Annotated in this window: 25 protein-coding genes; 18 read left to right on the forward strand and 7 right to left on the reverse strand. The window is 37.9% G+C overall.

From position 1 onward, the window contains the following. The first annotated feature begins 163 nt into the window (after nt 1-163). The 7 genes from ASE74_RS00745 (at nt 164) to ASE74_RS00775 (ending at nt 6276) form a co-directional block, all read left to right on the forward strand. Nucleotides 164-1567: a tetratricopeptide repeat protein gene (locus tag ASE74_RS00745; protein WP_055902889.1), complete on the forward strand. Its 1404-nt coding sequence runs from the start codon at nt 164-166 to the stop codon at nt 1565-1567. A 60-nt stretch (nt 1568-1627) separates the two neighbouring features. Beyond that, a complete protein-coding gene (locus ASE74_RS00750) occupies nt 1628-2395 on the forward strand; it encodes a phosphosulfolactate synthase (protein ID WP_055902890.1) in 768 nt (255 codons plus the stop codon). 98 nt (nt 2396-2493) lie between these two features. Continuing rightward, entirely contained in the window at nt 2494-3237 is a 744-nt protein-coding gene (locus ASE74_RS00755; RefSeq protein WP_055902894.1) for a shikimate dehydrogenase, read from the forward strand. A gap of 55 nt (nt 3238-3292) precedes the next feature. Continuing rightward, nucleotides 3293-3880: a hypothetical protein gene (locus ASE74_RS00760; RefSeq protein WP_055902897.1), complete on the forward strand. Its 588-nt coding sequence runs from the start codon at nt 3293-3295 to the stop codon at nt 3878-3880. Between the two features lie 52 nt (nt 3881-3932). Next, nucleotides 3933-4571: an MBL fold metallo-hydrolase gene (locus ASE74_RS00765; RefSeq protein WP_055902900.1), complete on the forward strand. Its 639-nt coding sequence runs from the start codon at nt 3933-3935 to the stop codon at nt 4569-4571. Nucleotides 4572-4660: 89 nt separating this feature from the next. Continuing rightward, complete coding sequence (locus tag ASE74_RS00770; protein WP_055902903.1) at nt 4661-5893, forward strand: ABC transporter permease; 1233 nt, start codon at nt 4661-4663, stop codon at nt 5891-5893. Nucleotides 5894-5895: 2 nt separating this feature from the next. Beyond that, nucleotides 5896-6276 carry a hypothetical protein gene (locus ASE74_RS00775; RefSeq protein ID WP_055902906.1) on the forward strand — a complete coding sequence of 127 codons (381 nt, stop codon included), beginning with the start codon at nt 5896-5898 and terminating at the stop codon, nt 6274-6276. Nucleotides 6277-6892: 616 nt separating this feature from the next. On the opposite strand, the gene ASE74_RS00780 is transcribed toward ASE74_RS00775, so the two are convergent. The 3 genes from ASE74_RS00780 to ASE74_RS00790 form a co-directional block, all read right to left on the reverse strand. Further along, on the reverse strand, nt 6893-8569 hold the full coding sequence (locus ASE74_RS00780) for a sodium/sugar symporter (protein WP_055902909.1): 1677 nt from the start codon (nt 8567-8569) through the stop codon (nt 6893-6895). Nucleotides 8570-8949: 380 nt separating this feature from the next. Next, a complete protein-coding gene (gene xylA / locus ASE74_RS00785) occupies nt 8950-10281 on the reverse strand; it encodes a xylose isomerase (protein WP_055903105.1) in 1332 nt (443 codons plus the stop codon). Between the two features lie 68 nt (nt 10282-10349). Next, entirely contained in the window at nt 10350-11834 is a 1485-nt protein-coding gene (locus ASE74_RS00790; RefSeq protein ID WP_055902912.1) for a xylulokinase, read from the reverse strand. Nucleotides 11835-12011: 177 nt separating this feature from the next. On the opposite strand from ASE74_RS00790, the gene ASE74_RS00795 reads away from it, so the two are divergent. The 5 genes from ASE74_RS00795 (at nt 12012) to ASE74_RS00815 (ending at nt 14799) form a co-directional block, all read left to right on the forward strand. Next, nucleotides 12012-12347 (forward strand): tRNA-binding protein, encoded by a 336-nt coding sequence (locus ASE74_RS00795; protein WP_055902915.1) that lies wholly within the window; start codon nt 12012-12014, stop codon nt 12345-12347. Nucleotides 12348-12638: 291 nt separating this feature from the next. Then, nucleotides 12639-13106, forward strand: coding sequence for a nucleoside deaminase (locus ASE74_RS00800; RefSeq protein ID WP_055902918.1), 468 nt, complete (start codon nt 12639-12641; stop codon nt 13104-13106). 239 nt (nt 13107-13345) lie between these two features. Next, nucleotides 13346-13954 carry a superoxide dismutase gene (locus ASE74_RS00805; RefSeq protein WP_055902921.1) on the forward strand — a complete coding sequence of 203 codons (609 nt, stop codon included), beginning with the start codon at nt 13346-13348 and terminating at the stop codon, nt 13952-13954. A 97-nt stretch (nt 13955-14051) separates the two neighbouring features. Beyond that, a complete protein-coding gene (locus ASE74_RS00810; protein ID WP_055903106.1) occupies nt 14052-14513 on the forward strand; it encodes a hypothetical protein in 462 nt (153 codons plus the stop codon). A 43-nt stretch (nt 14514-14556) separates the two neighbouring features. Further along, complete coding sequence (locus ASE74_RS00815; protein WP_055902924.1) at nt 14557-14799, forward strand: hypothetical protein; 243 nt, start codon at nt 14557-14559, stop codon at nt 14797-14799. 182 nt (nt 14800-14981) lie between these two features. Here the strand turns inward: ASE74_RS00815 and ASE74_RS00820 are convergent, their stop codons facing one another. Together ASE74_RS00820 and ASE74_RS00825 are read right to left on the reverse strand one after the other, a co-directional pair. Further along, nucleotides 14982-15914, reverse strand: coding sequence for a hydrogen peroxide-inducible genes activator (locus tag ASE74_RS00820; RefSeq protein WP_055902928.1), 933 nt, complete (start codon nt 15912-15914; stop codon nt 14982-14984). Between the two features lie 116 nt (nt 15915-16030). Beyond that, on the reverse strand, nt 16031-16957 hold the full coding sequence (locus ASE74_RS00825; RefSeq protein ID WP_055902931.1) for a GDP-L-fucose synthase: 927 nt from the start codon (nt 16955-16957) through the stop codon (nt 16031-16033). A gap of 113 nt (nt 16958-17070) precedes the next feature. Here ASE74_RS00825 and trmB point away from each other — a divergent pair, with 113 nt between their 5' ends. Beyond that, nucleotides 17071-17721: a tRNA (guanosine(46)-N7)-methyltransferase TrmB gene (gene trmB / locus ASE74_RS00830; protein WP_055902934.1), complete on the forward strand. Its 651-nt coding sequence runs from the start codon at nt 17071-17073 to the stop codon at nt 17719-17721. Beyond that, complete coding sequence (locus ASE74_RS00835) at nt 17721-18053, forward strand: MGMT family protein (RefSeq protein WP_055902937.1); 333 nt, start codon at nt 17721-17723, stop codon at nt 18051-18053. Before trmB ends, ASE74_RS00835 begins: the two co-directional genes overlap by 1 nt. Here the strand turns inward: ASE74_RS00835 and ASE74_RS00840 are convergent. Further along, the gene (locus ASE74_RS00840) at nt 18043-18402 is read right to left on the reverse strand and encodes a hypothetical protein (protein WP_055902941.1); all 360 of its coding nucleotides are present in this window, start codon (nt 18400-18402) and stop codon (nt 18043-18045) included. The genes ASE74_RS00835 and ASE74_RS00840 overlap by 11 nt on opposite strands. 58 nt (nt 18403-18460) lie before the next feature. Here ASE74_RS00840 and ASE74_RS00845 point away from each other — a divergent pair, with 58 nt between their 5' ends. The 3 genes from ASE74_RS00845 to ASE74_RS00855 all read left to right on the forward strand — a co-directional run bounded on the left by ASE74_RS00845 (nt 18461) and on the right by ASE74_RS00855 (nt 19939). Beyond that, on the forward strand, nt 18461-18814 hold the full coding sequence (locus tag ASE74_RS00845) for a carboxymuconolactone decarboxylase family protein (protein WP_055902946.1): 354 nt from the start codon (nt 18461-18463) through the stop codon (nt 18812-18814). 175 nt (nt 18815-18989) lie between these two features. Continuing rightward, nucleotides 18990-19553, forward strand: a complete 564-nt coding sequence (locus ASE74_RS00850; protein WP_055902948.1) for a DNA-3-methyladenine glycosylase I — start codon at nt 18990-18992, stop codon at nt 19551-19553. After that, complete coding sequence (locus ASE74_RS00855) at nt 19553-19939, forward strand: GNAT family N-acetyltransferase (protein WP_200912241.1); 387 nt, start codon at nt 19553-19555, stop codon at nt 19937-19939. The genes ASE74_RS00850 and ASE74_RS00855 overlap by 1 nt, the downstream gene beginning before the upstream one ends. Before the next feature lie 186 nt (nt 19940-20125). Here ASE74_RS00855 and ASE74_RS00860 read toward each other — a convergent pair whose 3' ends face one another. Next, a complete protein-coding gene (locus ASE74_RS00860; protein WP_055902951.1) occupies nt 20126-20809 on the reverse strand; it encodes a hypothetical protein in 684 nt (227 codons plus the stop codon). 152 nt (nt 20810-20961) lie between these two features. Here ASE74_RS00860 and polA point away from each other — a divergent pair, with 152 nt between their 5' ends. Continuing rightward, nucleotides 20962-23769, forward strand: a complete 2808-nt coding sequence (polA, locus tag ASE74_RS00865; RefSeq protein ID WP_055902954.1) for a DNA polymerase I — start codon at nt 20962-20964, stop codon at nt 23767-23769. Nucleotides 23770-23809 lie beyond the last annotated feature (40 nt).

A 23809-nucleotide genomic window follows, 5' to 3' on the forward strand; every position in this document is an offset into this window, starting at 1 on the left:
ATTATCCACACATCTTTACTACAGTTAACTCGCTTTATATTCAGCGATTTACGCTGATTAAGCCAATTGATGTTAATAATTATTTTAAAAACGGAAAATTATAATCGGTAAACTTATAATGTGTTTTTATGCTAATTGGCACGGTTCTTTAATAGTATAATATATGGAAGAAGAATTCTTTTTTGAATCCAACGAAGACGCACAACGCTCAGTAGAACGTTACGAAGAAATGCTCCGCAACCAGGATCAGTATTTTTTCGATGCAGGCGCATTCGAATACATAGTAGATTTTTATATCGAGAAAAATGATCCGGTCAAAGCTTTGCAGGTGGTTGATTTTGCAATCAGTCAACACCCCTATGCAACTGTCTTTTTAATCAAGCAGGCTCATCTTTACATTTTAACCAATAACAACGAAAAAGCTTTTATTGCATTGCAAAAAGCTGAACTCTTAGAGCCATCCGAACCGGATATTTATCTTTTGCGCGGTAATATTTTCCAAAATACCGAACGCTATGATGAAGCACTCGAAAACTATGAAAAAGCTTTAGGACTTGCCGAAAGTACCGATGAAATTTTGTTGCAGATGGCTTATGTTTACCAAAGCATGAGCGATTATGAAAGTGCCATTACCTATATTAAACTCAGTTTAGAGCAAAATATGGAAAATCAGGACGGTTTGTATGAGCTGGCTTTTTGTTATGATGTGCTGGATAAACAGGAAGAAAGCATTAAGTTCTATCAGCAGTACATCGATACCGATCCTTATTCATATGCAGCATGGTATAATTTGGGAAACAGTTTCCATAAACTAAATCTTTTTGAAAAAGCCATCGATGCCTACGATTATGCAATTTTAATCAAAGAAGATTTCAGCTCCGCTTACTTCAACAAAGGCAATGCATTGGTACAGCTGGATAAATACGATGAAGCCATTGAAGTTTATAAACAGACTTTCGAGTACGAACAGCCCAATGCCGATACCTATTGCGCAATAGGTGAATGTTACGAGAAGCTTGAAAAAATGGATGAAGCGCGTTCTTATTACAAAAAATCAGTAAAAATGGATCCTAAAATGGCAGATGCCTGGTTTGGGATCGGTGTTACGCTGAATTTTGAGGAACGTTACTTCGAATCGTTGCATTTTTATAAAAAAGCGATCGATTTAGAAGCCGAAAACCCCGATTTTTGGTTTGCCATGGCCGATGCTTATTATAAATTAGGTCAGATTGAGGAATCGATAGAGGCCTATGAAAAAGTTTTGGAATTTAATCCATTGGATATTGAAGCCTGGCTAGATTTTAGTACCGTGCTTTACGAGCAGGGAAAACTTTTGGAAGCATCAGAAACAATGGCTGAGGCGATTAAAAATAATCCCGAAGCTGCCGAACTGTATTACCGTATGGTAGCCTATCTTTTTGCACTTGGCAATTACAGTGATGCGCTGGGATATTTGGAAACGGCTTTAACAACTGACCCCGATAAACACTATATTTTATTTGAATATTTACCGCAATTACAGGATAATAGTGCCATTTTGAGCGTTATAAACAGATATATTCGGTAACGAGCTTGTGAGAAAAATTTAACAAATAAATCTCAAAATTTTTTTCACTTTTGTAGGCATATGAATTATCCATTATTAAACGTTCCCGAACGTCCAGCTAAACCACGCCAAAAAGGCTTAACAATGGTTATGGATAAGGGATTGAGCCTACGCCAGGTTGAAGATTTTATTGAAGTTGCCGGCGTACATACAGATATCGTAAAATTAGGTTGGGCAACATCTCATGTAACCCCAAATCTTAAAGAAAAATTAGCTTTATATAAAAGTGCCGGTATTCCTACCTATTTTGGAGGAACACTGTTTGAAGCCTTTATTATCCGTAATCAATTTGCAGATTACCAACGCATTTTAGATCAATATGGCATGGAGTACGCAGAGGTTTCTGATGGTTCTATTGAAATTGAGCATGATAAAAAATGTGAATTCATCCGCGAACTTTCCAAACAGGTAACCGTTATTTCTGAAGTGGGAAGTAAAGATGCTGCCAAAATATTTGCCCCATACAAATGGATTAAGTTAATGCAGGCAGAAATTGAAGCAGGCTCATGGAAAGTAATTGCCGAAGCACGCGAAGGTGGTAATGTTGGTATTTACCGCGGAAGCGGAGAAGTGCGGGAAGGTTTGGTTGATGAAATATTAACACAGATTCCTGAAGAAACCATTATTTGGGAAGCACCACAAAAAGAACAACAGGTTTGGTTTATTAAATTAATCGGTAGCAATGTAAACCTTGGTAATATTGCCCCAGCTGAGGTAATTCCATTGGAAACCATTCGTTTAGGTTTACGCGGAGATACTTTCGATTATTTCCTGAACCAAGTAAAATAAAAGATAAATCCGTCATTGCGAGGCACGAAGCAATCTCTGATAGTTTATTTCTATCGCGTTAAGATTGCTTCGTGCCTCGCAATGACGTAAATACGCATATGAAAACATACGGCTTAATCGGGTATCCACTATCTCATTCCTTTTCTAAAAAGTATTTTACCGAAAAATTTTTGAATGAGGGCATTGCTGATCACCAATACGAACTTTTCCCTATTGAGGATATCAAATCATTACCCGATTTATTAAGCGAAAACCCATCACTTTGTGGTTTAAATGTAACCATACCGCATAAAGTGAATGTACTTTGCTATTTAAATGAAGTAGATGAAGCAGCCGATAAAATCGGGGCCGTAAATTGCATTTCCATCAAAAGTTTTGAAGACAGAAATTATTTAAAAGGCTACAATACCGATGCTTATGGCTTTGAAGAATCATTAAAACCCTTATTAGGCCCGCAGCATGCAAAAGCGTTGGTTTTTGGTGATGGTGGAGCGGCAAAAGCGGTTAAATACGTTTTAGCAAAATTGAACATCCCCTACCAGGTAGTGGTACGCAAACCTGTTCCGGGGGCAATATTGTATTCAGAAATAACACCGGCAATTTTAGCTTCACATCAAGTATTGATCAATACCACACCGCTGGGGATGTCGCCAAATGTTGATACCTTTCCAGAAATTGATTACAGCCAGCTCGGCCCACAACACCTGGCTTATGATTTGGTATACAATCCATTAGAAACTACATTTTTGGCAAAAGCAGCAGAACGCGGTGCCACCATTAAAAATGGTTTGGAAATGTTATACAAACAAGCCGAAAAAGCCTGGGCAATCTGGAATAAATAAGCTAACTTATCGTCATTTCGAAAAGGAACGACAAAGCAATCTTTGATAAAATGCTATGAAATTAAAACAACTGATCTGTATTTCCGTCATGCTGCTTTTATTCTTAACAGCTTGTCAGAACAATGATTATAGCCCAAAACCAAGAGCTTATTTCAGAATTGAATTCCCTGAAAAAAATTATAAAACATTTATTCAGCCCGTTCCCTTCAGCTTTAAGTATCCAACTTATGCCGTGGTAGAGCAGGATAAAAGCCGTGATGCACAAAAAGACTGGTTTAACATCCATTTCAAACAATTCAATGGCTTTTTACATTTAACCTATTATGATGTATCAGGCAAAGGCGAATACAATGAAATGGTAGAAGATGCCCGGAAACTCGCCTTTAAACATACCATTAAAGCAAGTGCGATAGATCAAAAGCTTATTAATTATCCCGATCGGAAAGTGTATGGTATTTATTATGCCATTGAAGGAAATACAGCATCTTCTGTTCAGTTTTTCCTAACCGATAGTGCAAAACATTATTTTAGAGGTGCATTATATTTTAATGAACGGCCACAATACGATTCAATCGCTCCTGTGATCAATTTCATTAAAAAAGACATTGATACACTGATTTCTTCCTTCAGGTGGAAAAATTAATTTATTATTCAACAGCCTGATACAATTTTAATCAGGAACATTTATAAAACTTATGATTACCATAAAAACCTTCACTTTTAATGCATACAGCGAAAATACCTACGTACTTTACGATGAAAGTAAAGAATGTATCATCATTGATCCTGGGATGTACGAGGGTGTTGAGCAAAACGAATTGGCAGCATTCATTAAACAGCAAAACCTAATACCAGTTTTATTGCTTAATACGCATTGCCACCTTGATCATGTTTTCGGCAATAAATTCGTTTTTGAAACCTATGGGTTAAAGCCGCAGTTTCACGAAGGCGAATTGCCGGTTTTAACTGCCGTTCCGGGTTATGCCCCTTCAATGGGCTTTAACAACTATCAGATTTCACCACTTCCGGATACTTTTTTGCCTGAAACAGGAACAGTTTCTTTTGGCAACAGTACATTGAGCTTAATATTTGCCCCAGGCCACTCACCGGCACACCTTTGCTTTTATAGTGAAGCAGATCATATTTTAATGGGCGGCGATGTACTTTTTTATGGCAGCATTGGCCGTTCCGATCTACCTGGTGGCAATCATCAGCAATTAATTCAAAACATTTCCGATAAACTGTTTGTATTACCAGATGAAACCGTAGTTTATCCTGGCCACGGACCAGCGACAAGCATAGGTTTCGAAAAACAAAACAATCCTTTTTTTTGATACTAAATATTGTTTAAAAGTTCTTTTAAGCGTGGGGGCTGCTAGCATTATACATTTAAACCCTCAACCTTTTAACTATCTTTACCGACGTGAATACATCATTTTATATTGCCAAAAGGTATCTTTTTGCCAAAAAATCAACCAATGCCATCAACCTGATATCGGGTATTTCGATGGTGGGTGTAATGGTGGGCAGTGCAGCATTGATCATTATTCTTTCGGTATTTAACGGTTTGGAAACGGTGGTGTTAAACATGTTCGATACCATTACCCCCCACATTGCCATAACCCCGGCCAAGGGCAAAACCTTCGATCCGAATACTACCTATTTTAACCAGCTTAAAAAAAATAAGGATGTTGCTGCATTTACAGAGGTATTGCAAGAAAATGCTTTGTTGAAATACAACAATAAACAGGCTGTAGGTATGGTGAAAGGTGTGAGTTTAGATTATTTAAAAAACGCCAAACTTGATAGTACCATAAAAGAAGGACACTTTATTTTACACAACAGGAATGGCGACAATGCAGTAATTGGCTCTGCTTTACAAAGTTATCTGGCCGTAAATACGGTAGATCCCTTTACAGAACTTGAAATTTATTCGCCAAAAAAAGACATTTCAGCAAGCAGCTTAAATCCGGCTGATGATTTTGTAGCAAAAAGCATTCGCGTTAGCGGCGTTTTTGAAGTGCAGCAGGATTTTGATAACGGAATTATCGTTCCGCTTGGCTTTGCGCGCGAATTGTTGGGCGAAGAGAAAAATGTGTCTGCAATTGAGATCAATTTGCAACCAGGGGTTGATGTAGACAACTTCCAAAAAGAGGTGATCGAAAAAGCGGGGAAAGCCTATGAGGTACGCAACCAGGCCGAACAGAATAAATCGCTGTACCACATTTTAAATACTGAAAAATGGGCCGTATATATTATTCTTACTTTTATTCTGATTATTGCTATATTTAATATCATAGGGTCGTTAACCATGTTGGTAATCGATAAGGTAAAGGATGTGGCTATTTTGAGCAGTTTGGGTGCAGGAAAAAAATTAATTAAGCGTATATTTTTATTTGAGGGGATGATGATTACCATGTCGGGCTGTGTGCTTGGCCTAATTATCGGCCTTATTTTCTATTATTTTCAGCATACATACGGTTTCATCAAAATGGGAGAAGAAAATAAAACACTTGTCACCTCCTACCCAATAGGGCTAAAATGGAAAGATTTTGTTTTAGTTTTTGTTACAGTGGGCATCTTCTCATTTTTGGCATCTGCTTTGTCATCCAATTTGAGTGTTAAAAAGATAGATCAAATAAATCAATCCATATAAAAATGAAGTTATTTAAACAAGCATTCGTATTTGTTGTGCTCCTTGGCGTAGCCCTTACCGCTTGTAGAAACGATAAGGCCGAGGGAGACAAAAGTAATCTTAAAACAGTTAAGGGCCTGTATACTTTCGGTCCGGAAATGAAATCTTTTACCCTCTGCGAAGATGGCCGCGAATATTGGGTTACAGATAGTGTAAAAACCTTGGAACTTTCTTATAGCAACCTTGGCTTCGAAAAGCCATATGAGCCGGTATATGTCGAATTGGAAGGCTTTTTTGCCAAATCTGACACGGCTACAGTAGCTGCCGACTTCGATTCGACTTTAGTGGTTACCAAAGTAATTAAAATCAGCAAAGAAATTCCAGACGGGCCTTGCGCGCAGTAATTGATTATATCCACACCTTGGTGCGTGTCTCCACGAACCACACCAATTTTATAAATAAAATATTTTTTTCTGCTATAGATTAATGCCTCACTCGTTTCAGATATTCTGACCTTTTTTGGAGCGCAGGTTCTGTGGGAATCGGTTAGGGCAGTCTTGCATAGCAGGATGCCTAAAATCCAACTTGCCTTGGTTCGGTGTCTGTACAAACCATACTAACTTATATTGAGCAAATATCTTTTATGCAATTGATTAAAGCATGGCTCATTTATAAATTAAAATAACACATCCCTGGGCTCATGCCTAACGAACCGCGCAACCACAAATAAAAGTACTATCCCTGCCAACTAAACCTGATCGAAGTGGTTCTGATCCTTCATCAGAAAGAACGTAGAGCAGGGCTATCTTTACCCAAGATCTACTGAACCTGATTTCCAAAAAAAAAGATACCGGATATTCTTTAAGCCTTGGCTTATGTCTTCGCGAATCAAATTAATTTTTATTAAGCAAATAGGTTTGCACTATTGATAAAGCATGGCTCATGTTTAATTCCTAAAATACCCTTAAACAAAAAAAGCTTCCTGATTTCTCAGAAAGCTTTAAAAATTTTAATTTTTATTTACCAGTAAATACCGTAAAGCGCTACCAGTAAACCGATTATGATCAATGCACCAACAGCAAAACTTGTAGTGGTTTTGAACATTTTTGAATCGATTTCCAGTCCTTTAGGATTTACGCCATTTCTATTTTCGAATAAACTGATAATCACCATACCAACAATACAGAATACGAACACAAAACCCATTCTATCCAGGAAAGGAATTTCGTAAATGCCTGCTGCATTTTTTACTGAGAAACCCATTCCTGATAACCATGATAAATCTGTCCAGCCCGGAAGGAATTTTAATACTAGCGACAATCCAAAACCGCCAATGGTTGCAAAAAGTGCAGCATTTGAAGTTGCCCTTTTCCAGAAGAAACCAAGGATGAACATGGCAAATATACCTGGCGATACAAAACCTGTATATTCTTGTATGTATTGGAAACCACCTTTTTTATCGATACCAAGGTGGGGTGCAATTAAAACACCCAGTACCATGGCTACAACAACAGCAATTTTACCTGTAAAAACCAGGTTTTTTTCAGAAGCATCGGTTTTTAATACTTTTTTATAAATATCCAATGTAAAAATAGTTGCAATACTATTTGCCTTACCCGCTAATGAAGCCACCACAGCTGCTGTTAAAGCTGCAAATGATAACCCTTTTAAGCCCGCTGGCAATAAGTTTAACAACACCGGATAAGCACGGTCAGGATTAACAGATCCATCCTGTAACATCTCCGATTGGAAAGCGCCATCTTTATACAATACGTATGCCGCTATACCCGGTAATACTACGATGATTGGCATTAATAATTTTAAGAAAGCGGCAAATAGAATACCACCGCGTGCCGTTTTTAAATCAGCACCTAAAGCGCGTTGTGTGATGTACTGATTACAGCCCCAATAATTTAAATTTACAATCCACATACCACCCACAAGTACGCTTAAGCCTGGCAAATCAATGTAATTCTCATTTTCAGGTTTTAAAATCATGTGAAAATGCTCTGATGCTTTTGAAGTCATTAAGCTATAACCCTCAAAAATACCTGATGTACCGTAGTGTGTAGAAACCAGGTTTAAAGCTAAATAAGTTGTTGCCAAACCACCCAGAATTAAGAAAAACACCTGGATCACGTCAGTATAACCGATTACTTTCATTCCCCCAAGTGTAATTACAATGGCAAATGCTGCAATGGCATACATACAGAATGTTAGATCGAAACCAGATATGCTGCTTACTGCTAAAGCACCTAAATAAAGTATCGAAGTTAAGTTTACCACTACATATAGCAATAACCAGAACACGGCCATAATCATGGCCACGGTTCCGTTGTAACGCTGGTGTAGGAACTGGGGCATTGTAGCAATTTTATTCTTTAGGTATACCGGAATAAAGAAAACGGCAACAATGACCAGGGTAAGGGCAGCCATCCATTCATAAGTTGCAATTGCAAGCCCCATCTTAAAGCCTGATCCACTCATACCAATAAACTGCTCTGCCGAAATGTTGGATGCAATTAATGAGGCACCGATTGCCCACCATGTAAGTGAACCTTCTGCAAGGAAATAATCTTTTGAGCCGGTTGATGCGGATTTTTTCTTATTGTAGATGTACAGACCGTACGCAGCCACAATAACGAAGTAGATTGCAAATACAATGTAATCTTTCGTGTCCAATAAGTTGTGTTTCATTAATATAATAGTGGTTATTTGGTTTAGAAACCTAAATGTAGTAAAATCATAAATTAATCACTGCTTTTTTTTAAATTAAAAAATGTTAATGTAACGTTTATTAATTTGATTGATTAGCCGATTGAATCGGTAATAGTTAAATTCAGTTCGTTTTCACTATGCCCCAGGTCGACAACGATTTGCATACATAATTACCCTTAAGGTCTGTATCCTCGCAGAAGGTATAAAATAAATAAGTAGTGGTCTGTGAGGACACAGACCACGGTATCACATTTTAAAAATAATGTATATAAATAGATTAAATATACCTGTTAATCAAATTCCAGTGGTTTGTGATGGCACAGACCACGCTATCCCATTTTATAAATAATGTAGATAGATTAAATGTATCTGTTAATCAAATTCTCCAAATACTCTTGCTTCCCGCTGCGAACCTCTGGCTCACCATTTTCTGCAGCATAGTTTCGCAAATCTTCCAAAGTTAATTTACCTTGCTCAAATTCTGCTCCTTTACCACTGTCAAATGAAGCATAGCGATCCGTTCTTATTTTCCTATAATCAGACTTTTGAAGAATGGCATCAGCGGTAATCAGGGCCCTTGCGAAAATATCCATACCACCAATATGGGCATAAAAAAGATCTTTAGGATCGGTAGAGTTACGGCGGATTTTAGCATCAAAATTTACACCTCCACCTTGTAAGCCTCCACCTTCTAAAATAATCAGCATGGTTTCTGTTAACTCGTTAATATCGTTCGGAAACTGATCGGTATCCCAGCCATTTTGATAATCACCACGATTGGCATCAATAGATCCTAATAAACCATTATCTACCGCTACCTGCAATTCATGCTGAAAGGTATGTCCGGCTAATGTAGCGTGGTTTACTTCTAAATTTAATTTAAAATCACCCAAAAGATCGTATTGCTGTAAAAAGCCTTTTACTGTAGCTGCATCGTAATCGTATTGATGTTTGGAAGGTTCGCATGGTTTTGGTTCGATAAAAAACGTTCCTTTAAAACCTTGTTTGCGGGCATAATCTTTGGCTGTATGTAAAAATTTGGCCAAATGTTCCTGCTCACGTTTCATATTTGTATTCAATAGCGTCATGTAGCCTTCCCTTCCTCCCCAGAAAACATAATTTTCACCACCAAGCGCAATGGTTGCATCCAGGGCTGCTTTAACCTGCGCTGCGCCGTGGGCAAGTACATGGAAATCGGGATTGGTAGATGCACCGTTCATGTAGCGTTTATGGCTGAATAGATTGGCAGTTCCCCAAAGCAGTTTTACACCACTATCAGCTTGTTTTTGCTTAGCATATTCAACAAGGGTTTGCAAACGGCGTTCGTTTTCAGCAACATCATTTCCATAATCTACTACATCAACATCATGAAAACAGTAATATGGGATTTGCATTTTGGTAATGAATTCAAAAGCGGCATCCATTTTATCTTTTGCCCTTTCTATTGCATCGGCCTTTTCATCCCAAGGGAAAACATGGGTTGGGCCACCAAAAGGATCGGCACCGTTGCCATTAAAAGAATGCCAATACGCACAGGCAAATTTAAAATGTTCGTTCATGGTTTTTCCTGCCACAATTTTATTGGCATCGTACCACCTAAAGGCAAGTGGATTATCGCTTTCTAGGCCTTCAAATTTAATTTGCTCAATGCCTTTAAAAAATTCTTTTGCTCCTGTTACTACTTTTGTCATGTTTTTTGTTTTTGGTGATGGTTTGTTAGTCGATAATTTTAGTTGATCTTCCAAAGGGCGGTTAATCACTAACCAATTGCTAACTGTTTCTCTAATATTTTCTTCCAGTCCTGATAAATTGGTTCATAGGATTCGGAATATTGCGGTGTCAAAGTTTTTATTGCTTCATGTTTGGTGAATGCTTCTTCAGCATTTTTAAAAATCCCTGCACCTATTCCTGCTCCGAGTGCTGCACCCACACTGCCGTCATTTTCGTAAAGCTCAACCGGAATACCTGTTACATCAACGAAGGTTTGAGCAAAAACATCACTTAAAAATAAGTTTGCCTTGCCTGCACGGATTACTTTTGGAGTCATCCCGTTTTCGCGCATTATATCGAGCCCATAGCGGAAAGAAAATGCAATTCCTTCTTGTACAGCCCTGAAAATGTCCGACTGGTTATGGGTATTTAAATCAATACCTAAAAGTTGAGCGCCCGTATATTTATTGTTTAACATCCGTTCTGCGCCATTACCAAATGGAAGTACCTTTAATCCATTACTGCCAATAGGTGCTTTTGCAGCCAGCTTATTCAGCTCACTATATGTTGCCTGAGGCGCAAAATTATTTTTTGCCCAACGGTACATACTGCCTGTGCCATTAATGCAAAGCAATACACCGGTGTGTTTTTTATCTTCGGAATAGGTTACATGAGCAAAGGTATTTACCCTCGATTGTTTATCATAAGTAAGATCATCACTTACACCATAAATTACACCAGATGTACCGGCTGTGGCCGCAACTTCTCCAGGTTTTAATACATTTAGTGAAAGTGCATTATTAGGCTGATCGCCGGATTTATATGCTACAGGAATACCTTTGGTCAAACCAAGCAAATCTGCAACATCAGCTTTCAAATGCCCATGTTCAGAAAATAAAGGTCTTAAAGTTGGTATCAGGCTGCTATCAATACCATAATATTTGGTAACGTCTTCAGATATTTCATGTTGCTCAAAATCCCAGAAAATCCCTTCTGATAATGCTGAAATGCTTGTGGTAATTTCTCCGGTTAATTTCATGGCAATGAAATCACCTGGTAACATCATTTTATCGATACGGCTATAAATTTCTGGCTCATTTTGTTTAACCCAAGCCAATTTTGAAGCTGTAAAGTTTCCGGGAGAATTTAACAGATGTTTTAACGATTTTTCTTCGCCTATAGCATCAAATGCTTTATTCCCCAAATCCACAGCCCTGCTGTCGCACCAGATGATGCTATCGCGTAATACCTGTTGATTTTTATCTACAACAATCAATCCATGCATTTGATAGGCAATGCCAATGGCTTTAATCTGTTTGGGATCGAATAAACCTGTTGCATTTAACTTTAGAATGGCCTGCTGTACATTGTGCCACCAATCATTTGGCGATTGCTCTGCCCAGCCCGATTGTAAAGATTTGATTGCCGTTTCCTCTTCAGGATATTGTGCAGTGGCAATATTTTGCTGTGTTGCCACATCAACTATAGCCACTTTTATGGATGAAGTACCTAAATCAATCCCTAATAAATACATATTTTAATTTAATTAATATCTGGTTATGCAAACGGTTGCATAAAGATAGTTTTAAAAAAATAAAACGCAAATTTTTTATTAAATCTGTTAATCTTAAAGCTGTTAGCAACCTGTAGCTAAATGCGATCACATTTGATATTAATAATTTTTATTTTTGCGCGCATATTTAATTAAGTTATGGAACAGATAACCTGGGATGATTTCGAAAAGGTAGAATTAAGGGTGGGAACAATTTTAGAGGCTTTTGAATTTCCTGAAGCCCGCAGACCAGCCTATAAAGTAAAAGTAGATTTTGGTGAATTTGGCATAAAAATGAGCAGTGCGCAGATAACCAAACACTATACATTGGAAGAATTGCCAGGAAAACAGATTGTTGGTGTGGTCAATTTTCCAAAAAAACAAATTGGAAAGTTTATGTCTGAATTTTTGGTTACCGGTTTTGCCGATGAAAACGGCGATATTGTGTTAACTTCTGTGCTGGGCAAAGTGCCTAACGGGAGTAAGCTGGTTTAGCCGACTTCCGAAGTTTTGCTAGTCTTCGGCCCCTGGAAACTTCGGAAGTCTGCGCGTTATTTGTTCCCCAATAGCACAGACCTTTGTCTAATAGCCCTGATTGAAGTGAAAAGACCGGAGGGAGGTACGAATGAGGACTTGTAACGAAAAGCAGGACTGAGGTAACCGATTATCAGCGACACTGCGCTCCAAAACCTAACCAATTTTCAGCGTAGACTTCAGAAGTTTACCACGCGCATGGCCACCAAAACTTCGGAAGTCTTTTTGTCCATTATACCCTATATTTGCCACATGAGCTTTTACAATTTCGAAAATACCGATCCCGAAGAGGAAGACATTCATTATATGAAGTTGGCTTTGGAAGAAGCAAAAAAAGCGTTAAATGAAGATGAGATCCCGATTGGTGCAATAGTAGTTGGTAAAAACCGGATTATTGGTCGTGGTTATAATTTAACTGAACGCTTTAATGATGTAACTGCGCATGCGGAAATGCAGGCTTTTACTTCTGCTGCACAAACCATTGGTGGAAAATATTTGAGAGATTGCACCTTATATGTAACCATTGAGCCTTGTGTAATGTGTGCAGGCGCAAGTTACTGGACACAAATTGGCCGAATTGTTTATGGTGCCAGGGAAGAAAAAAGAGGTTTTATATCAAAAAACGCAAATCTGCTTCATCCAAAAACATTATTAAAAGGTGGTGTAATGGCAGAAGAATGCGCAATACTGATGCGGGATTTTTTTGCGAAGAAGCGGTAGTGGAGATGGGTTAATGGCGTATAGTTAATAGAAAAATTAGCTATAAACTATTGATTAAAAATCAATTTTTTTATTGAAAAGGAATTGGCTATCGCACTGAACCTTACAACTTTTAACCAGTTCAAATTTACAATAGCAACGCAGAAAACGATTTGATGATAATAACATGAACAAATCTTAACGTTCTAATGTTATATTTGCTACAAGAAACATTTTTAAATCTTTAAACATAAAACATTATGGCTTTTGAATTACCTGCGTTACACTACGCAACCGATGCATTAGAACCGCATATTGATAAAACTACCATGGAAATTCACCATGATAAACACCATCAAGCTTACGTTACCAACTTAAACAAAGCGTTAGAAGGTAAACCTGAAGCAAGCTCGAGCATCGAGGAAATTGTAAAAAATATTTCAAAATACCCTGCTGCTGTTAGAAACAATGGTGGCGGTCATTATAACCACTCATTATTCTGGAACGTTTTAGGCCCCAATAAAGGTGGTGAGCCAACTGGCGATTTAGCTAAAGCAATTAACGAAACTTTCGGATCGTTTGCTGATCTTAAAACTAAATTACAAGAAGCTGGTGCTACCCGTTTTGGTTCGGGCTGGGCTTGGTTATCTGTAGGTGCTGATAAAAAACTTCAGGTTTCATCTACTCCAAACCAGGATAATCCATTAATGGATATTGCTGAAGTAAAAGGTACACCAATTTTCGGTATCGATGTTTGGGAACACGCATATTATTTAAAATACCAAAACAAACGCCCTGATTATTTAGCGGCAATTTGGAATGCAGTAAACTGGGATGCAGTTGCTGAACTTTACAAAAAAGCTTTGTAAGCCAAATATAGTTTAAAATATAAGGAAGTCCCGATGCAAATCGGGACTTCCTTGTTTTAAGATAATTAAGTAACTTCGCAGATATAAAATGTTCGAAATGAAAAGGCTTGTAATTTTATTCTTAATTGTAATTGGTGTAAATGGCTTGGTAAGTGCCCAGCAAAATAAAGTACCTACTCCTTCAGAAATTGCACAAAAGAATGTAGATGATCTCGACAAAAGATTAAAATTAAATGGCACGCAAAAAAGCGTGATCTATAGCTTTACATTTAACCAGGCTAAAGAACAGGCAGATTTAATTAAAAGGCAACAGGCAGGCAATTCGCGCGAAGAGGATGTAGACAAATTCTATAAATTACAGAATGAGACATCAAAAAACATCCGCAATGTTTTAAGGCCAGAGCAGCAAACAGAGTATGATAAAGTGATAGAAGAACGCTTAAGTGGCAAAGGATTAAAAGCAAAAAACAAGAAAAAGAAAAAAGGCGAGGAAGAAGAAGTGGAGAGCGATATTAAAGGATTATTATCTGCACCCCCAATAGAAAAGCAAAACCAGTAATCATTCCTGATACCGCTGGGCAAGATTTTAATTCAAAATAGCCATGCCAGAAATAATCTTAGGATCTCTCGTACTCGGCTTGCTGTTATCACCACAATTGCTGGCAGGTTTTTTGGCAAAAAGAACAGGTCGGAATTTCTGGTTCTGGTTTTTCATTTCCTTTTTAATCCCTATCATTTCACTAATTATCCTCATCTTTTTAGAAGATAAAAATCCAGCAGCACAAAGTTATCAATTGGCAGATCACGTGGATAAGGACAAGAAATTAGTTTCTAAAGTTTTATAAATCTTTCTTGTTGACCATGTAAAGGTTACTATAATATTTTTAATGAATAGCCTTTACCTCTGTATTTATTTCAGGGTTTATGTAGCAATAAAGATGCTGAAATAAATTCAGCATAACGATCGCGTGGGTAAAGTTACCAAATGTTTGCTTTGGCCAATCCTCATTAATTTCAAAAACGCGGTCTAAATTCCAACAATATCTTTTTTCTTTTTTTGTTTCATTGCCTTAGGGATAATTTCCAAAATCTCATCCTTCAAAGCATTAAGCATCCGCTTTTTTATAAAGTTTTTATGGGTAACCAGGCTGATTTCGCGTACAGGCTCCGGAGATTTGAAATGGCGGACTTTACTGGTTTGCTTCACATTTAACTCTGCAATAGCCAACTCAGGAAGCAGTGTTGCACCCCCGTTTAAATCGACCATACGGACAAGGGTTTCTACACTACCTGTATTATATTCCAGCCCTTGCAACCTGTTGTTTTTGGTTGAACGGCAAATGTTCAATACCTGGTTACGCATACAGTGACCTTCGTTTAAAAGCCAGATGTTCTCATCATTTAAGTCTTCAGCATCTACAGCTTTCTTTTTATAAAGCTTGCTGTTTTTACTGATGTAACTTACAAAGTTTTCATAGTATAAAGGAGTTTCTGTAATATTCGGATCAGTTAGTGGGGTGGCCAGAATACCACAATCCAATACGCCTGTTTTTAAATGATGAATAATATCTTCTGTGGTATACTCCCAGATTAGGAGCTTTAATTCCGGATATTTTTCCAGCATTGCTGAAATTACTTCGGGCAGCAAATAGGGCGCAACAGTTGGAATAACGCCAATTCTCAATTCGCCTAAAACATCTTGTTGCTGACTACTAATGAGTTCTTTTATTTTTCCGCTTTCCTGTAAAATAATCCTGGCCTGTGCAATAATCTGTGCGCCAATTTCAGTCGGACTTACAGGCTGTTTACTTCTGTCGAAAATTTTAACACTGATCAGCTCTTCAAGTTTTTGCACCTGCATACTCAATGTTGGCTGGGTTACAAAACACTTATCTGCAGCAGTTACGAAACTTCTGTAAGTATCTACTGCCACGATATATTCAAGCTGAACTAAAGTCATATAGTTAAAATTTATTTATATAATCAAAGATATAAATTCTAACTATAATAAATTACTGAATGATTAAATTTGAAAAGAGAATATCAGGTTAATAAAAATACTACCCGATTATTATTCTAATACCTGCTTTCAAAATCCTGATAGGCCAATGCTATACCTTCTGGTAATTCGATTTTATGTTTCCACCCCAAATCATGAAGTTTGCTAACATCCATCAATTTTCGAGGTGTGCCGTCAGGTTTGCTGGCATCAAATACCAATTCACCTTCGAAACCCAATACATCTTTAATTAATAGCGCTAAATCTTTGATGGTTAAATCGTGTCCTGTACCTACATTAATCAAATGCGGTTCGTTATAATTTTGCATCAGAAAATAACAGGCATCTGCCAAGTCATCTGCGAACAAAAATTCGCGCATTGGCGAGCCTGAACCCCAAACCACAATTTCTTTTTCGTTATTCGCTTTTGCTTCGTGTACCTTACGTATTAAAGCAGGTAAAACATGTGAATTTTGAGGGTGATAGTTATCATTATAACCATATAAATTGGTTGGCATCACCGATATAAAATTACAGCCGTATTGATCGCGGTAAGCATCGCACATTTTAATGCCCGCAATTTTAGCAATGGCATAAGGTTCGTTTGTATGCTCCAAGGTTCCTGTTAAAAGGTACTCTTCTTTTAAAGGTTGAGGAGCCATTTTTGGATAAATGCAACTCGAGCCTAAAAACATTAGTTTTTTTACGCCCGTAACATAAGCATTGTGGATTACATTGTTTTGTATGGCTAAATTCTCGAAAAGAAAATCGGCCCTGTAGGTATTGTTTGCTACAATGCCGCCAACTTTGGCAGCGGCAAGAAATACATAATCAGGTTTTTCTTCAGCAAAGAAATCGGTAACAGCCTGTTGGCTGCGTAAATCAAGTTCACCCGAAGTTCTGGTAATAATATTTGCATAGCCTTCTTTATGCAGTTTACGGTAAATGGCCGAACCCACCATACCACGATGACCTGCAACATATATCTTAGCGTTTTTTTCCACGTTGTTTTTTATAAACCACAAAAATACGATTCCTAAATAAGAATGGTATTAAACTTTCAGTCAAAAGAAACCCGCATTATTGATTTAATTGTATTTTTGCAAAAAAAAGACTTTTGGGTAAAGATAAACTTAGGCGTTTTGCAGAAATAGAAACATTTGCGAACGTATATCAATTAGAAGAAGGAAAGGCATTAAAAGGAACCTGGGCTTCAGAACATTTCAAAAATTCGAATCCTATTGTACTCGAACTGGCATGTGGCAAGGGCGAATATTCAGTCAATTTAGCCAGGCTTTTTCCTGAAAAAAACTTTATTGGGATAGACTATAAAGGCAACCGCATTTGGCGCGGTGCTAAAACAGCCATTGAAGATGGGATCGATAATGTTGCTTTCTTAAGGATCCAGATAGAAAATTTGCTGGATTATTTTAATGAAGGTGAAATTGATGAAATTTGGATAACTTTTCCTGATCCGCAGCCTCAGGATAGCCGCGAGAAAAAACGTTTAACTTTCCCTGCATTCTTAAACCGGTATAAACTTGTTTTAAAACCAGGTGGCAATGTTAACCTGAAAACAGATAACGACCAATTGTATGCCTATACCTGTGAAAAAGTAGAAGAACTGGGCTTACCTGTACATAAAAATACCGATCATTTATATACATCAAACCTGGTAAACGAAGTTTTATCAATCAAAACCTATTACGAAAAAAAATACCTGCTCCACGATAAAAATATTAATTATATTCAGTTTTCATTCGACTGATGAATACCAATTTTTACGAGCAGGTTTATGAGATTGTACGCCTTATCCCCCCAGGGCGGGTTACCTCTTATGGAGCCATCGCCAAAAGTTTAGGGGCCGCAAAATCGTCGAGAATGGTGGGGCATGCCATGCTTTATGCCGGAACAGCCTACCCAAGTGTACCTGCTCACCGGGTGGTTAACAGTAGTGGTTTGCTTACCGGAAAGTTTCATTTTAAAACGCCGGATTTGATGGAAGCACTGCTGAACAAAGAAGGCGTTGAGGTAAAGAACGATAAAGTAGTTAACTTTAAAAAGGTATTTTGGGACCCTCAGAACGAAATTATAGTATAACAGGTAAGCTCCGTTTATAATCGGTAAGGGTAAAAATAATCAGAATCAACAGGCCCAGGCAAGCGTAAAATATTTCGTCGGTTAAATTGCCCTTAAAAAGGGTAAACGCTAAAACAACTAGTAAAATACTTACAAAAAATTCAATTATTCCGTGTAATTTAAGGCTTATTATTTTGAATATGCCTCCGCTGAAATCGGTACATACCGTTAACAAAAAATGGATAATACCAAGTGCATAGGCCAATATAGATGCCGTTTTGGATAGGCCAAAAATATCTGTAGAGGCCAGTAAAAGCATAATCAAAATATAGTCTAAAACAGCGTGAAATTTTGGAGATATCATTTTCATAATCAAATATTTATATTGCTAACAAATAACAGTTGAAAAAGATTTTGAATTTTAAAATATGGGAAAATTAGTAGAAGAATTTAACGGCTATCGTGAAAAAATGAACGATAGGATTATGGAAACAGCAAACACAAACATTAAACGTTTTTTTGCACTTGATACCACTTCCTATGCCGATGGTGCGCTGGATGTTAAAACAAAAGAAATGTTGGGATTGGTAGCTTCTATGGTTCTGCGTTGTGATGATTGCATTAAATACCACCTTGGCAAATGCTTTGATGCAGGTGTAAACAGCGACGAAATGAATGAAATCTTCATGATTGCCAATCTAGTTGGCGGCAGCATTGTTATTCCGCATTATAGAAGAGCCGTTGAGTATTGGGATGAATTGAGTTTGGAGGCGGGAGTTTAGCGACATACGATTAATCATTCGTCATGCTGAATTTATTTCAGCATCTTTTTTTCTTGCTAGGAATTGTGCTAAACCAAGGCCCTAAAATAAATTCAGGTTGACGAGTGTATTAAAGACCGCCAATTTAACAGTTTGTAAAGAATGTTTAATTTGAAATTTCTAAAGGTAAAACGCTATGCTTGACTTAAAAATCCGCTGCGCCTGGGCCGGTTCTGATCCGCTTTACATCAAATACCATGATGAAGAATGGGGGAAACCCGTTTATGATGATAAAATTTTATTTGAGTTTCTGATACTGGAAGGTGCTCAGGCCGGTTTAAGCTGGATTACCATCCTTCGAAGAAGGGAGAATTACCGAAAGGCTTTTGCAGACTTTGAGGTGGAAAAGGTTGCGGCTTTTACAGAAAAAGATGTGGAACGCCTGATGAATGATGAAGGCATAATCCGTAACCGATTAAAAGTTAACGGAGCCATTACCAATGCCAGATTATTTATCGAAATCCAGAAAGAATTTGGCAGTTTTTCTAAATACATGTGGAGCTTTGTGCCGGAAGGTAAACCCATTTTAAACCCTATCGAAAAAATGGGTGATGTTCCACCACGCACAGAACTCTCCGACCGCATCAGTAAAAACATGAAAAAGCGCGGATTTAAGTTTTTCGGTACCACCATCTGTTACGCACATATGCAGGCCACAGGAATGGTTAATGACCATTTGTTAAATTGCTGTGCAAGATAATGTTCGCTTCGAATTCGCTTTATAACGACAGGTTTTTGTTGCGACAGTTTAGCAATGATGACTTAACAGATGTTTTTAAAGGCTTATCACACCCGGATGTGATTCGCTATTATGGTGTAAGTTATGATAACCTCGAGGAAACCAATGCACAATTAACCTGGTTTAATGAACTTCAAAAAAATGAGACAGGCATTTGGTGGGCAATCTGCGACAAGAAAAGTTTAACATTCTTTGGAGCAATAGGAATTAATGACCTGAACACTTTCGAAGAAAAAGCAGAAATTGGCTTCTGGCTGTTACCAGAATATTGGGGATTGGGAATTATTAACGAATCTGCCAGGTTTGTATGCAGTTATGCATTTGAAAATTTAAACTTAAAAAATTGAAGCTCTAGTTGAAACAGAAAACGGAGACTGCAAAAAGGTGCTAAAAAAGATGGGATTCAACTACCATAAAACGATTAAAAATTGTGAAATTAAAAATGGTAAACTCATCAGTTTGGAAATCTATGAAAAGTTGTGGTTTAATGATAAAAACGATCCTGCAATCCTATAATCGATCATTAATCCTGTTTACTTTTTAGTCGCGTTATATTCTTTCACCCACTCAACAACATCTTTGCTGTTAAAATCGGTTCCCGCCTCAACTTTGGCTTTTAATGCAGGCAAATCGCCAATTTTCTGTAAAAGAATATTTTTTACTTCAATTTTTCTGGCATCCTCAGTTATTGCTTTCATAGGCACTTCCTGCAAAGGCCCTGAACCTGGTTTTTCGATAAAATAACGCACTACTGGTGCTCCTGCTGGTCTTTCTGGAGCAGCATTACGGCCACCACCGATACTAATGCCTCCACCCATGCCCATACCGCCATATCCGCCGGTTCCTGTACCAATACCGATTGATGGCCGGAATTTTACCTTTTTCTCTTTTACTTGGGGCACTAAAGTGCCACCACCAAAAGAATATAGGTTAACATTTCCCATTTCAATTACCTTAACAAAACGGTATTCGAAATTGCGGCCGTTAGCAAAGCCCTTACTTACAAAACTATTGCCGTTCCAGAAGAAGTTTTTAACCTCTTTTGCAGGTAAAATCACATCTGCTTCGTCGTTAGCACTAATAAAAACAGAAAAGTAATCAGTTCCCTTGATTGTTCCACGGATTACATCATCATTATTTTTAACGATAAAATCCTGCGCTTGGCTTAAGTAAACTGATGCAAATAACAATATAGTAAGGGTAATGTATTTTTTCATCTTGACTTCTATTTTTTAAGTAACGCAATTTAACTGGTTTTGAGATACGTTCATAAAATTTCATGTTATAGTTCTGTAGATTATTAACTTTGGTTACTTTTATCATCCGGTAAATCCGTTTGCCGGTGTAATCTTTAAATCAGTGTAATCACATGAATAAAAAACTCTTTCTCCTCGATGGTATGGCGCTAATGTACAGGGCGCATTTTGCATTAAGTAAAAACCCGCGTTTTACCTCAACAGGCATCAATACATCAGCAGTAATGGGCTTTACCAATACCTTGCTGGATGTTTTGAAGAAAGAAAAACCAACCCATATTGCAGTTGTTTTTGATACCGAAGCACCCACAGAAAGACATACATCTTTCGAAGCATATAAAGCACACCGCCAGGCCATGCCCGAAGATCTTGCGGCAGCAATGCCATATGTGATTAAATTAATTACGGGTTTTAATATCCCTGTAATAACATCTGATGGTTACGAGGCAGATGATATTATTGGTACACTGGCCAAAAAAGCAGAACAAAAAGGTTACCAGGTATATTGTATGACGCCTGATAAGGATTTTGCTCAATTGGTTTCAGAAAATATTTTCATTTATAAGCCTGCCCGTATGGGTAATGATATGGAAATTTTGGGCGTAAAAGAAGTATTGGCCAAATGGGAAATCGAAAATGTGCTACAGGTAATAGATATTTTAGGCTTATGGGGCGATGCGGTTGATAACATACCAGGTATACCCGGCATAGGAGAAAAAACCGCTAAAGCTTTGATTAAGCAATACGGTTCTATGGAAAACATTATTGCAAATGCTCACGAATTAAAAGGAAAACAACGCGAAAACGTAGAAAATTTTGCAGAGCAGGGTTTAATTTCCAAAAAGCTCGCCACCATCCTACTCGATGTTCCTGTTGAACTGGATGAAGCAAGTTTAGAACTTTGTGATCCAAGCCGCGATTTATTAGAGCCGTTATTTACCGAATTGGAATTTAGAACATTAGGGCGAAGGGTATTTGGTGATGAATTTTCGGTTACAACAGCCCGTTTTCAGGAAGGAACACAAACGGATTTATTTGGCAACCAAACGGGTGAAGCAATTCAATACACCAACACGATTGAAGAAGAACCTGCAGAAAAACTTCCACCTAAAACCATCGAAAATACAGAACACGATTACAAACTGGTAGAAACTGCAGAACAACGAGCCGATTTAATTAAAATTTTGCTAGCTGAAACGCGGATCTCTTTTGATACCGAAACCACCGGTACAGATGCAAACATGGCCGATTTGGTGGGCTTATCTTTCTCTATAAAACCAGGCACCGGCTATTATATACCAGTTCCGGCCGAAAGAGCAGAAGCTCAAGCTATTGTAGACGAATTTAGGGTTGTACTGGAAAATGAGGAAATCGAAAAAATAGGTCAAAATACCAAATACGACATCCTGGTGTTGAAATGGTACGGTGTTCAGGTTAAAGGCAAACTTTTTGATACCATGCTGGCCCATTACCTGATTGATCCCGACACCCGGCATGGAATGGATGTTCTTTCTGAGAATTACCTTGGTTATTCGCCCATATCCATTACTAAATTAATTGGTGCAAAAGGCAAAAACCAAGGCACCATGCGTGATGTTGCAGTGGTAGATGTAGTGGATTATGCCGCTGAAGATGCAGACGTAACCCTACAGCTTGCACACATTTTTGAACCTAAGTTGAAAGAATTGAATGCCGCAAAACTGGCCGAAGAAATAGAAAATCCTTTGGTGTATGTTTTGGCAGATATAGAAAAAGAAGGTGTTCGGATTGACATTGAAACCTTACAGGCCTATTCTAAAGAGCTTGAAACCGAAATTATCAAGTTTGAGCAGAATGTGTATGATAAAGCCGGAATCAAATTTAACCTGGCCTCTCCAAAACAACTCGGAGAAGTATTGTTTGATAAACTTCAGCTTGATCCAAAAGCTAAAAAGACCAAAACTGGCCAGTATCAGACTGGAGAAGATGTTTTAAGCGCTTTGGCAAGCAAAAGCGATATTGTACAGGATATTTTAGATTTCCGACAGTTGCAGAAACTCAAATCAACCTATGTTGATGCACTGCCATTAATGGTTAATCCAAAAACAGGAAGGGTACATACCTCATATAATCAGGCTGTTGCCGCTACAGGGAGGTTAAGTTCTAACAACCCAAACTTACAGAATATTCCAATCCGTACAGAACGTGGCAGGGAAGTACGTAAAGCATTTATTGCAAGAGACGAAAACCACATTTTGTTATCAGCAGATTATTCGCAGATCGAACTGCGCATTATTGCAGAAATCAGTAAAGAAGAAAACATGCTCGATGCCTTTAGCAAAGGCATCGATATCCACACCGCAACAGCTGCAAAAGTATATGGCATTAGCATTGAAGAGGTGGACGGCACACAGCGCAGAAATGCAAAAGCGGTAAACTTTGGAATTATTTATGGCCAATCTGCTTTTGGTTTATCTCAAAATTTAGGTATTCCGCGTAAGGAAGCTGCAGAAATTATCGAACAATATTTTGCACAATACCCAGGTATTAAACGCTACATGAGTGATACCATGAATTTTGCCCGCGAAAATGGATTTGTGGAAACGATAATGGGCAGAAGACGCTATTTAAGAGACATTAACTCTGCCAACCAAACTGTGCGGGGTTTTGCCGAACGAAATGCCATCAACGCACCGATACAAGGCTCTGCGGCAGATATGATCAAGATAGCCATGATTAATATCCATAAAGAAATGAAAGTCCAGCATATGCAATCAACCATGACCATGCAAGTGCATGATGAGTTGGTGTTTGACGTATTGAGATCAGAAAAAGATGCGATGAAAGCAATCATCCAGGATAAAATGAGCAATGCAATTAAATTAACTGTGCCTATTGTAGTCGAAATTGGTGAGGGTGATAATTGGTTGGCCGCACATTAACATGAAAACGTTTTTACCATTTCTGATTTGCTGCTTAACA

The organism is Pedobacter sp. Leaf216 (assembly GCF_001421515.1).
Lineage (GTDB): Bacteria > Bacteroidota > Bacteroidia > Sphingobacteriales > Sphingobacteriaceae > Pedobacter.